The sequence below is a fragment of the Pseudomonas sp. C2B4 genome (assembly GCF_013359695.1).
In the GTDB taxonomy this organism is placed as follows: domain Bacteria; phylum Pseudomonadota; class Gammaproteobacteria; order Pseudomonadales; family Pseudomonadaceae; genus Aquipseudomonas.
This window is the reverse complement of sequence record NZ_JABFMU010000005.1, coordinates 219,236-232,265: the sequence shown is the minus strand read 5'-3', so window position 1 is coordinate 232,265 and position 13,030 is coordinate 219,236. Positions and strand designations below refer to the sequence as shown.

Here is a 13,030-nt window from a genome sequence, read left to right as displayed (position 1 = left end):
CTCGCGAAGGGGGCCATGACATTCAACACTGATGTTGAATGCAAGTCCGCTTTCGCGAGCAGGCTCGCTCCCACAATGGCCTGCGCAGTTTCCTGACTCCGGATGTACCCTGCCGCCCGGTAAAACTGATGCTTAGTATATCGATCAGGCCCAGCAAACGCCGGGCCTTGCTCGCAATTATTGCTAAAAGCTATCCCAACGCCTTCCAGATATCCGTGGCGTACTCGCGAATCGTCCGGTCGGAGGAGAACCAACCGAGCCGCGCCGTGTTCAACACCGCTGAACGCCACCACTCGTTCGAGTCATGCCAATGGGCTTCGACTCGCATCTGTGCGTTCCAATAGGAATCGAAGTCGGCGCAGACCAGAAAGCGGTCGTAGTCCACCAGCGAATCGATCAGCCCGGTGTAACGGGATGGATCATCCGGCGAGAACACCCCGCCACGAATCGCCTGCAACACATCGTTGAGCCGATGGGACGCGGCAATGTCCGGCACCGCGCTGAACTCGTGGTTCTGCTTGCGCGCTTCTACCTGCTGCGCACTGAGGCCGAAGATAAACATGTGCTCGGCACCGATGCGCTCGCACATTTCCACGTTGGCCCCATCAAGCGTACCAATGGTCAGCGCCCCGTTCAGGCCAAATTTCATGTTACTGGTGCCCGAGGCCTCGAAACCGGCGGTGGATATCTGCTCGGACAGGTCTGCCGCCGGAATGATGCTCTCCGCCAGGCTGACGTTGTAGTTGGGCAGGAACACCACCTTGAGCAAACCGCGCACGGTCGGGTCGTTGTTCACCACCCGGGCGATATCGTTGGTCAACTTGATAATCAGCTTTGCCTGGTGATAACTGGCCGCCGCTTTACCGGCGAAGATTTTCACCCGCGGCACCCAGTCGATTTCCGGTTCGGCGCGAATCGCCTGGTACAACGCCACAGTGTGCATCAGGTTGAGCAACTGGCGCTTGTACTCGTGGATCCGCTTGACCTGCACGTCGAACATGGCCGCCGGATTGACCGCCACCCCCAGCCGCTCATGAATGAGGTACGCCAGGGCTTTTTTACTGTGCAAGCGCTGTTCGGAAAACGCCTTGCGGAACGTGGTCTTCTCGGCGAACGGCTCCAGACCGGTCAAGAGTTCCTCGGGCTTGTCCAGCACCTCAGGCCCGAGGGCATCGACCAGCATCGAGGTCAGTTCCGGATTCGACTGGTACAGCCAGCGACGGAAAGTGATGCCGTTGGTCTTGTTGTTGATCCGCTGCGGATAGAGCTTGTGCAGTTCGGAGAACACCGTTTTGCGCATCAGTTGCGTATGCAGCCCGGACACGCCGTTGACGCTGTGGGAACCGAGGAACGCCAGATTGCCCATGCGCACGCGACGGCCATTGTCTTCTTCGATCAGCGACACCGCGCGCAGCACATCGAAGTCGTGGATGCCTTTGGCGCGCAGCGAGTCGATGTGTTGAGCGTTGATCAGGTAAATGATCTGCATATGCCGCGGCAACATGCGCTCCATCAAACCGACCGGCCAGGTTTCCAGGGCTTCGGGCAGCAGGGTGTGGTTGGTGTAGGACAGCGTATCGACCGTGACCTGCCACGCCGCGTCCCAGGCCACGTCATAGACATCGACCAATTGACGCATCAGCTCGGCCACGGCGATGGAGGGGTGGGTGTCGTTGAGCTGGATCGCCGCATGGTCGCCCAGGGTCAGCACCGAGGTGTGCATGTTGCGATGGCGGCGCAGCAAATCCTGCAGCGATGCGGCGACGAAGAAGTATTCCTGGCGCAAGCGCAGTTCCTGGCCGGCTTCGGTGCTATCGGCGGGATACAGCACGCGAGAGATACTCTCGGCCCGTGCCACTTCGGCGACCGCCCCCAGGTGGTCACCGGCGTTGAAGCGTTCCAGGTGCAGATCCTCCATGGCCCGGGCGCGCCACAGACGCAAGGTGTTCACGCTCGCCCCCCGCCAGCCGACCACCGGCGTGTCGTAGGCAATGGCCCGCACGGTTTCCGCCGGATGCCAGACCTGCTTGGACTTGCCGGCCTCATCGATCACAGTCTCGACGCCGCCGCCGAAGCCGATCGTGTAAACCACCTCCGGCCGTTCGAACTCCCATGGGTTGCCGAAATCCAGCCAGTGTTCGGTCTGTTCCTGCTGCCAACCGTCGACGATGGCCTGGCGGAACAAGCCGTGCTCGTAGCGAATACCGTAACCATGACCGGCGATGCCCAGGGTCGACATGCTTTCCATGAAGCACGCCGCCAAACGACCCAGACCGCCGTTGCCTAATGCCGCGTCGGGCTCCAGCAGGCGAATGCGCTCGATATCGACACCGAGCTCAGTCATCGCCTCGCGAGCGACGTCGAGCAGGCCGAGGTTGCTCAGGCTGTCGTAGAGCAGCCGGCCGATGAGGAATTCCAGGGAGAGGTAATAAACGCGTTTCTGACCCTTGCGGTAGATCTGTCGCGTGTGGTCCATCCAGTGCTCGACCATGTGATCACGCGCCGCCAGCGCAATGGCTTCGAACCAGTCATGGTCGAAGGCGTGATCCGGGTCTTTGCCCACCGCATAGGTGAGTTTGGTCAAGACGGCGTCGCGGAATGCGGCCACCTCTGCTTCGCGAACAAGTGGTTCTTGAGTCATCGATAAGACCTCGAGCGAGCTTGGAGTTGTCTGAGCCTAGACGGTCTGACAGGCGGTAGAGGCTCTGGTTCGGCAGTTTTTCCCATGAATGCGAATTGGCTCGACAGTACATTGTCGTGTACCTGAATCAATGCAGGGGCCGTGCCGGATTAGTGGTTTGTCTGAACGACCTGGAAAAAATCTGGCGAAAGGTTGTTCAAAAATCCACCAGTCCCGGTATGATCGCGCGCCCTGATGCATACGCCTGGTAAAACCCTCGATGATGAAGCCCAATCTGATTGCCGCAGCCGAGATCGACCGTCTCGATACCTGGGCCAAATATTCGGCCCCGATGTGCGGCTCGTGCGTCTCCAGCTGCTGCACGCTGCCGGTGGAGGTCAAGATCAAGGATCTGGTCCGTATCGGCGTGGTTGACGAATTCGAGCTGGGTGATCCACCGAAGAACATCGCCAAGCGCCTGCAAAAGGAAGGGTTGGTCGAGCGCTTCAACCAGAAATCGGGCATCTTCACCCTCCAGCGCATGAGCAACAACGATTGCTACTACCTGAATCGTAAGAGCCGTTTGTGCACTATTTATGAAAAGCGTCCCGACACGTGCCGCAATCATCCGAAGATCGGTCCACGACCAGGATATTGCGCGTACAAGCCGAAGGAAGTTGTGCGGGAAACCAACAGTCATCGGACACTGGAAAAGTTTTAACTTTTCTTCTTGTAAGAACATGTCTGAATGCTTATCGACAGACAACTCTTAACCCAGCAGGAGCCCGGCAAGTTGCACGGGCTCTCAGTGTTCAAGAAACAAAGCAACTTCTCCGACTGTATTGATTGGCGAGAAACTTTTTCTTGATTGATCACCGCCACCCTGTGGCTCGACTGTCAGTCACTACCCACACGCCCCTTCTTCAAGCAGCTGCAACGCCTGCCGACCCTCGATGCCCGGCGAACCATCACCGAAACGCATATACATTTCGCTTCCGCTAAAAACTCTTTATTTAATGTAGGAAAGTTCCGTTATTAAAATAGGAAACTTCGATATTTGACACTCCTCTTTCCAACACTTAAGTCCGCAACAACAAGAATCATTTCACGGCATTTATACAACCGGCGGATAACCGTTCGTTAATCCATGAAAGACAATATCGGGCCACTCACCCGGTAGATGCATGATCTGTAGGTAACTTACGCCTCCGCCATGCACTTATTTCGCTTTCCGCGGTGAAACCATAAACCGATAGGGAAGTAGTCAGCATGCCATCCAACAAAATACGTCGGACGTTGATCAGCACCTCTTTGACGCTCTGCAGCCTGGTCGTTGTCGGCGGCATGACCTACCGGCTATGGCCAGGCGGGCCAACGACCACGCCGGCAACCGCTCCGTCCGTGCCGGTCACCGCAGTCGAAGTCGGGCACCGGGACGTGCCGATCCTTCTTAATGCCATCGGTCACGTACGCTCCGCGCGTAGCATCGATATCCGCCCTCAAGTGGATGGGCTATTGCTGGAGCTGCCCGTCAGCGAGGGTGCGTTCGTCAAGAAAGGCGATCTGCTGGCACGTCTCGACGATCGCACCATTGTCGCCGCACTGGGAGCGGCCAAGGCCCAACTCGCGGTTGCACAGGCTCAGCTGGCGTCGGCAACGATCGACCTCAAGCGCTATCGGGCGCTGGTCAGCACGCAAGCTGTCTCCTCACAGACACTGGATCAACAAACCGGGCTGGTTGCTCAGCTACGAGCGACAGTACAGAACCAGGAAGCCGCGGTGTCAGCCGCTCAGGTGCAGTTGTCCCATACCCGGATTCAGGCGCCGGCCGATGGCCGCATCGGGATTCGTAATGTCCACGAAGGCAACTACCTGAGGGTAAGCGACCCGCAGCCGCTGTTCTCGGTCGTCCAGCTGGATCCCATCAGCATCGAATTCGCCTTGCCGCAGGCCCGCCTTCCACAGTTGCGAGCACTGACGGCCAATGCCGACAAATCGACAATGGTGTTACGCGCCTACTCCGGTGACGGCGGATCTCTTCTGGGGGAGGGGTCTCTGGACCTGATCGATAACCGGGTGTCCGACGCTACCGGGACCGTGCGGATCAAAGGCACCGTCGCCAATCCCTTGGGACATCTATGGCCGGATCAGTCGGTCGTGATCAACCTGCAGGCCGGCACTGTGCAGGATGCCCTGGTGGTGCCGCAGCGTGCCCTGCGTCAGGGCGCGAAAGGTACGTTTGTCTGGCGTGTCAGCGATGGGAAAGCATTCCCCCAGCCCGTGCAGGTCGCGTACTCCGACGCCAACATCGCCGTGGTCGAGGGTATCGAGCCCGACACCCAGGTTGTCACTGATGGCTATTCACGGCTAAGACCCGGATCAGCGGTCAATATTCTCCAGGCCAAGGATGCCGTCGCCAGCAGGAGCGCACCCTGATGAGCAGCCGCAATGTTTACGCCTGGTGCATGGACCGTCCGGTCGGCACCCTTTTGTTGAGTGTCGCGATGGTTCTGCTCGGTGTTGTCGCCTATTTGCGCCTGTCCATCGCGCCACTGCCCGAGGCGGACTTCCCCACCCTCCAGATTACCGCCACCCTGCCCGGCGCCAGCGCACAGACCATGGCGTCCTCTGTTGCGACGCCTCTGGAAGTGCAACTGAGTTCAATCGCCGGCATCACCGAGATGACCTCGACCAGCTCGCTGGGAAAGTTGACGCTGACGCTGCAATTCAGCCTGGACAAGCACATCGACACGGCGGCCCAGGAAGTGCAGGTGGCGATCAATACCGCTTCGGCCCGGTTGCCCAGCGACATGCCCAGTCTGCCGGTCTGGCGCAAAGTGAATCCGGCGGACGGTGCGGTCATGATCCTCGGCGCCTGGTCCGACACACTTTCCCTGACCGAAGTCAGCGACCTTGCCGAGACCGTGCTTTCGCGTCGACTGAGTCAACTTGATGGGGTCGGCCTGATCAACGTGATCGGCCAACGCCGCCCGGCAATCCGTATCCAGGCCCGACCGGAGGTGCTCGCGGCGGCGGGCGTGACCCTGGCCGATATCCGCACGGCGGTGCAAGAGGCCAGTGTCAATCTGCCAAAAGGGGCGCTGTTCGGCGAACATCGGGTATCGAATCTGGAAGTGAACGATCAACTGTTCGAGCCGGCGCAGTACGACAACGTCATCGTCACCTATCGCAATGGCGCGCCTGTTCGGGTGCGGGACCTGGCCAGCGTCAGCCTGGGCGCGGAGGATGACTACGTGCAAAGCTGGCCCAATGGCCAGTCCGGCGTGGCGTTGCTGATCCGGCGCCAGCCCGGGGCGAACATTGTCGCCATCGCCGATCGCATCAAGGAAGCCCTGCCCGGTCTCCAGGCGGTTCTGCCGGCGGATATGAAGGTCGAGGTCATCAACGATCGCACGCGCACCATTCGTTCGTCATTGCATGAAGTCGAACTGACGCTGGCGATTGCCGTTTTCCTGGTGATTGGCGTGATGGCGCTGTTTCTGCGGCAGTGGTCGGCGACGCTGATCGTCACCGCGGTGCTTGGCGTATCCATCGTATCGACGTGCGCGGTGATGTACCTGGCGGGCTTCAGCCTGAACAACCTGACACTGGTGGCCATTGTCATCTCCGTCGGCTTTATCGTCGATGACGCGATCGTGGTGATCGAAAACATCCACCGCCACCTGGAACGCGGCGAGGACAAGCGCACCGCTGCGCTGAAGGGGGTCAGCGAAATCGGCTTCACGGTGGTGTCGATCAGCGTGTCATTGGTTGCGGCCCTGATCCCCCTGCTATTCATGGGAGGCGTCGTAGGGCGCCTGTTCAGCGAGTTTGCCCTCACACTGGTCGCCACCCTCGCCATTTCGGTCCTGGTCTGCCTGACACTCGTGCCGACTTTGGCCTCTCTGTTCATGAAAGCGCCCACGCACACGCCCTCCGAAGGCTTCTTCAACGGGCTGCTGGGTGCTTACGATCGAGCCCTGGGTTGGGCGCTCGGACATCAGCGCTGCATGCTGGGCGTGTTTCTTGCGAGCGTATTACTCAGCGTTGCCAGCTTCGTCATGATCCCCAAAGGGTTTTTCCCCTTGCAGGATACGGCCTTCATCATGGGGTTCACCCGCGCGTCCGCCGATATTTCCTATGAGGAGATGGTTGTTAAACACCAGCAACTGGAGACGATTTTCAGCCAGGACCCGGCCGTTATCAGCTACAACCATGCCGTCGGTGGCAGCACCACCGATTCGATCGGCAATGGCCGGGTGTGGCTGGTATTGAGCGACCCGGGCGAGCGCGACGTCACCGTCAGCCAGGTCATTGACCGGCTGCGCCCTCAGTTGGCGCAGGTACCCGGCATCCAGATATCCCTTCGCGCGGTTCAAGACATCAACCTCAGCGCGGGACAACCCAGAGCTCAATATCAATACGTCCTTCAAGCGCAAAACAGCGACGAACTCGCAACCTGGGCGACCACCCTGGCCGATCGCCTGCGTACCAATCCATTGTTCCGTGACGTGTCTCACGACCTGCAACGGGATGCCAACATCACGCGAATCACACTCGACCGGGACGAAGCCGCACGTTATGGCTTCACGGCACGTGACCTGGACAATGCGCTGTATGACGCATTCGGGCAGCGTCAGATCAGCGAGTATCAAACCGAAGCCAACCAATACAAGGTGGTGCTGGAACTGAGCACCGCACAACGGGGCAATACCGAAAGCCTGAGCTACTTCCATTTACGCTCGCCCCTGACCGGCGAGATGGTGCCATTGCTGGCATTTACTCGGGTAGAACCACCCACAAGCGGCCCCGTCGTGATCAATCACAACGGCATGCTGCCGGCAGCCAACCTGTCCTTCAATCTGGCCCCCGGTGTCGCCCTCGGCCAGGCAGTGGACGCCCTGCAGGGCATCGAACTGGAGATTGGCCTGCCGACTTCAGTGAGCGGTACTTTCCAGGGCTCCGCCCAGGCGTTCCAGGCATCACTGGCCAGCCAACCCTTTCTGATCATCGCGGCGCTGGTTGCCGTCTACATCATTCTCGGCGTGCTCTATGAAAGCCTCGTGCATCCGCTGACCATTCTTTCCACCCTGCCATCGGCAGGCATCGGCGCGATCCTGCTGCTGTGGGTGTGGCAGCTGGACTTCTCGATCATGGCGCTGATCGGCTTGATCCTGCTGATCGGCATCGTCAAGAAAAACGGCATCCTGTTGGTCGACTTCGCCCTGCAGGCCCAGCGCGAACACCAGTTGACGGCACGGGAAGCGATCCATCAGGCGTGCCTGGCGCGCTTTCGCCCGATTCTGATGACCACCCTGGCGGCCCTGTTTGGCGCGGTGCCCTTGATGCTGGCGTTTGGCACTGGTGCGGAGCTGCGTGAACCACTTGGGGTCGTTATCGTCGGTGGCCTGATGCTCAGCCAGATGTTGACCTTGTTGACGACACCGGTGGTGTTCCTGGCACTTGATCGTCTGTTCCATGGAGACAAGCGCCGTCAGGTCCCTGCGCTGGAGCACTCGAAATGAATTACAAAACACCTGTGTTCACGCTGCTGCTGTTGTCTGTCTTGACGGGTTGCGCCAGCCCATCGGACCCCGCAATGCCTCTGGAGCAAAGCCCGTCAGTCAAAGAGCCAGGACCCGCCCTGGCCTCCCTGACCCAGCGCTGGTGGGAGAGCTTCGATGACCCGGTGCTCAATCGCCTGATGACCGATGCGCTTCGCGATAACCTGGACCTGGCCGCTGCCGTCGAGCGCGTCCGGGAAGTACGCGCCCAGCGCAATCTGACCACGACCGCGCTGTATCCCGAGATCGGCATCGCGGCCCGTTACGGTCGATCCCGAACGGCACTGAATGGTACGAACACTCAGTATTCCTATGGGGTGGACCTGGCTTGGGAGCTGGATCTGTTCGGCCGTCTGAAGGCCCTGCGCAATGAAGCCAGCGCCGAACTGGAAGCGACCCGGCAGGATTATCTGAGTCTGCGGCTCAGCCTGATGTCGGAGGTCGCCAGCCATTACCTGCAGTACCGACTGGCCCAACAGATATTGGGAATCGCGACCGAGACAGGCATCAACCAGGCGCAAACCGCCCGTGTCACTCGCGCACGGCTGGAGCAGGGATCGGCCAATCGCCTTGACCTGGAGCGCATCGAATCTCAGGTCGCGATCACCCAGGCCGAAATTCCCACGGCGCGACAACAGGCACAATCGGCCAGCTATAACCTTGCTTACCTGCTGGCCAGTGATCAGGCACAGATAGACAGTCTTCTTGCCGAGCCAGCGGCCCCCTCGATGGGATTTTCCGAGTCCGCACTACCGCAGCTGTTATCGATCCCCGCCGAGATACTCCGTGAGCGGCCGGATGTACGGGCCGCAGAACAACGGGTGCAGGCTGCCGGTGAGTCCCTCGTCGCCGCCAAGGCCGCGCGCTACCCTCAATTGAGCTTGGGGGCACTGGCATTTGTTGAGCAGGGGGGCGCAGCGCCTTGGGCATTGACCAGCCAATTGTTCCAGCCTCTGTTCGATTTCGGCCGGATCGACTCACGCATTGAGGCCAGCGATGCCCGCCGTGAGCAGGCCCGGCTCGCTTACCGGCAGAGTCTGCTACAGGCGCTTCGGGAAACACATACATCGATTCACGCTTATGGCCAAACCATCAGTCGACAACGCGAACTCGACAAAGCCACCGCTGCCGCGGCCCGCGCCGTCGATCTGGCCAGACAACAGTACGATGCCGGCACTGTTTCCATGCTGGAAGTACTGGATGCCGAGCGCAGCCTTTTTGAGGTGCGACGCAGCCAGGCCCGGGCTCAGCTTGATGTTGCCCTGCATTGGGTGGAAATCAACCGTAGCCTGGGGATTGCCCCCATGCCTTCATCACTTGAAATGGAGATCAGCCCATAACGCGATTGGGCCTCACAAACGACGGACAAACAAAAACGCCCCCGGCCTTTCGACCGGGGGCGTTTTTTTTTCAGCCGGGGCTAGTTACGCCTTGGCTTTCTTGGCAGCGCGGGTACGCTCGCTTTCGTCCAGGATCTTCTTGCGAAGACGGATGGACTTAGGCGTTACTTCGCACAGCTCGTCGTCCTGGATGAATTCCAGAGCCTGCTCCAGGGTGAAGCGAACAGGTGGAACCAGGGCGATGGTTTCGTCTTTACCCGAAGCACGCATGTTGTCGAGCTTCTTGCCCTTGGTAGGGTTAACGCCCAGGTCGTTGTCACGGCTGTTCAGACCAACGATCTGACCGTTGTAGATTTCCTGACCGTGTTCAACGAACAGCTTGCCACGTGCCTGCAGGGTTTCCAGGGAGTAGGTCAGAGCCTTGCCGGTTTCAACCGAAACCAGAACGCCGTTCTGACGGCCGGACATGTCGCCGGACTTCATCACGTCGTAACGGTCGAAGATCGAGGTCAGGATGCCAGCACCGTTGGTCAGGGTCAGGAACTGGTTACGGAAACCGATCAGACCACGAGCAGGGATGTTGTATTCCAGACGTACACGGCCCTTGCCATCCGGCACCATGTTGGTCAGGTCGCCTTTACGCAGGCCCATCTCTTCCATCACCTTGCCCTGGGATTCTTCCGGCAGGTCGATGGTGACGTTTTCGAACGGTTCGTGCTTCACGCCGTCAACCAGACGGATGATCACTTCCGGACGGCCTACAGCCATTTCGAAGCCTTCGCGACGCATGGTTTCGATCAGTACCGAGAGGTGCAGTTCGCCACGGCCGGAAACCTTGAACTTGTCAGCCGAGTCGCCTTCTTCAACGCGCAGTGCAACGTTGTACAGCAGCTCTTTGTCCAGACGCTCCTTGATGTTACGGGAAGTCACGAACTTGCCTTCTTTACCGCAGAATGGCGAATCGTTGACCTGGAAGGTCATGGAAACGGTTGGCTCGTCAACGGTCAGCGGCTTCATCGCTTCGACGGTGTCCGGGTGGCACAGGGTGTCGGAGATGAACAGCGAGTCCATACCGCTGATGCACACGATGTCGCCTGCTGCAGCTTCTTCAACGTCTACACGGTGCAGACCGTGGTGACCCATCAGCTTCAGGATACGACCGTTACGCTTCTTGCCGTCGGCGCCGATAGCGACAACCGGGGTGTTCGGCTTGACGCGACCACGAGCGATACGGCCAACGCCGATAACACCCAGGAAGCTGTTGTAGTCCAGTGCGGAGATCTGCATCTGGAACGGACCGTCACGGTCAACAGCCGGCGCCGGTACGTTGTCGACGATCGACTGGTACAGCGGGGTCATGTCTTCAGCCATTTCGGTGTGGTCCAGACCGGCAATACCGTTCAGGGCCGAGGCGTAGACGACTTTGAAGTCCAGCTGTTCTTCGGTGGCACCCAGGTTGTCGAACAGGTCGAAGATCTGGTCCAGAACCCAGTCCGGACGCGCGCCTGGACGGTCAACCTTGTTGATGCACACGATTGGACGCAGGCCGGCTTCGAAAGCCTTCTTGGTCACGAAACGGGTTTGCGGCATAGGGCCGTCTTGAGCGTCAACCAGCAGCAGAACGGAGTCAACCATCGACATAACGCGTTCTACTTCGCCGCCGAAGTCGGCGTGGCCCGGGGTGTCCACGATGTTGATGTGGTAGCCGTTCCAGTTGATGGCGGTGTTTTTCGCCAGAATGGTAATACCGCGCTCTTTTTCCTGGTCGTTGGAGTCCATCACGCGCTCGTCGTTGAGCTCGTTGCGCTCCAGGGTGCCGGATTGACGCAGGAGTTTGTCTACCAGGGTGGTTTTACCATGGTCAACGTGAGCAATAATGGCGATGTTGCGTAGATTTTCGATCACTTGTGTATCTCGATCAGAGGATTCGGTGTGCTGACAAGTCTTGGCAGCGATTAACAGTAGCGTCCGTGAAAGCCGTTACAGCTTGACGGTGGCATCGGGGGGCCGGTGACGCAGGCCACAGGCAAACAGCCCCGGGCACTTAGCTCGGTCGATAAACGCGCACATTGGCATGCCCCTCACTGAGCAAATGGTGGGCATGCAGGCGACTCATCACGCCTTTGTCGCAATACAACAGGTACTGGCGAGTAGGGTCCAGTTCCTTGAAACGAGCGTTCAGTGCATAAAACGGCATCGTTTGTACCTCGATACCAGCGAGCTCCAGCGGATCATCCTCGGCGGCATCCGGGTGACGGATGTCGATGACGATCTGACCGGCCAGCGCTTCGCTGACTTCTTCAATCTGCAAATCCTGGCCCAATTCGTCGATCACGCGATCGATCGGCACCAGCTTGGCGTTCTCGAGCGCACGCTCAAGGACTGCCATGTCGAATTCTTTCTCTTCATGCTCTACGCGGTAGCGCTTGGCCGCCGTCTTCGGATTGACCGAAATGACCCCGCAGTACTCCGGCATGTGCCGGGCGAAATCGGCAGTGCCGATTTCATTGGCCGTATCGATGATGTCCTGCTTGTGGCTGGCGATCAGCGGACGCAGGACCAGCTTGTCGGTCACGCAGTCGATCACGGACAGGTTCGGCAACGTCTGGCTCGACACCTGGGAGATCGCCTCACCGGTGACCAGCGCCTCGATGTGCAGTCGATCGGCAATCTGGGAGGAAGCGCGCAACATCATACGCTTCAATACTACGCCCATATGACTGTTATCGACTTTGCCGAGAATTTCTCCCAGCACTTCCTCGAACGGCACACTGACAAATAACACGCGTTGCGAGCTGCCGTACTTCTTCCAGATGAAATGCGCGACTTCCATGACGCCCAGTTCGTGGGCACGTCCGCCCAGGTTAAAGAAGCAGAAATGCGCCATCAGGCCACGGCGCATGATCTGGTAGGCCGCGACGGTGGAGTCGAAGCCACCGGACATCAGCACCAGCGTCTGCTCCAGCGCACCCAGCGGATAACCGCCGATGCCGTTGTGCTGGCTGTGGATCACGAACAACCGTTGGTCGCGAACTTCGATCCGGACTTCGATTTCCGGCTTTTTCAGGTCGATACCGGCCGCACCACACTGACGGCGCAACTGGCTGCCGACGTATTTTTCGATATCTATGGAGCTAAATGGGTGCTTGCCGGCACGTTTGCAACGTACCGAGAAGATCTTCCCGGCCAGTGCATCACCGTAGTGCTGCTTGCATTTTTCGACGATGTCGTCGAAATCGCCCAGCGGGTATTCGTCAATCTGCAGGAAGTGCGCGATGCCCGGCATGCAGCTCAGGCGCTCGCCCATCTCTTTCAGGGCCTTGGGGTCGCTGACGCGGGTTTCCAGCTCGAGGTTGTCCCACACGCCGTTCACCACCACAGCCGGGTCCAGGTCGCGGAGCACGGCACGGATGTTCTTGGCCAACTGGCGGATGAAACGCATCCGTACCGGGCGGCTCTTGATGGTGATCTCTGGGAAGACTTTTACGATTAGTTTCATGAAAACA

At 59.2% G+C, this 13,030-nt stretch carries 7 protein-coding genes; 4 read left to right on the top strand and 3 right to left on the bottom strand.

All coding sequences use genetic code 11. The features are described 5' to 3' along the window. Positions 1-190: 190 nt before the first annotated feature. On the bottom strand, positions 191-2,641 hold the full coding sequence (locus HNQ83_RS06635; RefSeq protein ID WP_175388207.1) for a glycogen/starch/alpha-glucan phosphorylase: 2,451 nt from the start codon (positions 2,639-2,641) through the stop codon (positions 191-193). A 259-nt stretch (positions 2,642-2,900) separates the two neighbouring features. Here HNQ83_RS06635 and HNQ83_RS06630 point away from each other — a divergent pair, with 259 nt between their 5' ends. The 4 genes from HNQ83_RS06630 to HNQ83_RS06615 all read left to right on the top strand — a co-directional run bounded on the left by HNQ83_RS06630 (position 2,901) and on the right by HNQ83_RS06615 (position 9,524). Further along, on the top strand, positions 2,901-3,341 hold the full coding sequence (locus HNQ83_RS06630) for a YkgJ family cysteine cluster protein (protein ID WP_175388206.1): 441 nt from the start codon (positions 2,901-2,903) through the stop codon (positions 3,339-3,341). Positions 3,342-3,916: 575 nt separating this feature from the next. Beyond that, the gene (locus HNQ83_RS06625; RefSeq protein ID WP_256668875.1) at positions 3,917-5,056 is read left to right on the top strand and encodes an efflux RND transporter periplasmic adaptor subunit; all 1,140 of its coding nucleotides are present in this window, start codon (positions 3,917-3,919) and stop codon (positions 5,054-5,056) included. Further along, entirely contained in the window at positions 5,056-8,145 is a 3,090-nt protein-coding gene (locus tag HNQ83_RS06620) for an efflux RND transporter permease subunit (RefSeq protein WP_175388205.1), read from the top strand. Before HNQ83_RS06625 ends, HNQ83_RS06620 begins: the two co-directional genes overlap by 1 nt. After that, a complete protein-coding gene (locus HNQ83_RS06615; RefSeq protein WP_175388204.1) occupies positions 8,142-9,524 on the top strand; it encodes an efflux transporter outer membrane subunit in 1,383 nt (460 codons plus the stop codon). Before HNQ83_RS06620 ends, HNQ83_RS06615 begins: the two co-directional genes overlap by 4 nt. Before the next feature lie 84 nt (positions 9,525-9,608). Here the strand turns inward: HNQ83_RS06615 and typA are convergent, their stop codons facing one another. Next, positions 9,609-11,429: a translational GTPase TypA gene (typA, locus tag HNQ83_RS06610; protein WP_103396910.1), complete on the bottom strand. Its 1,821-nt coding sequence runs from the start codon at positions 11,427-11,429 to the stop codon at positions 9,609-9,611. A 139-nt stretch (positions 11,430-11,568) separates the two neighbouring features. Beyond that, positions 11,569-13,023: a tRNA uracil 4-sulfurtransferase ThiI gene (thiI, locus tag HNQ83_RS06605; protein WP_095192291.1), complete on the bottom strand. Its 1,455-nt coding sequence runs from the start codon at positions 13,021-13,023 to the stop codon at positions 11,569-11,571. Positions 13,024-13,030: the final 7 nt, after the last annotated feature.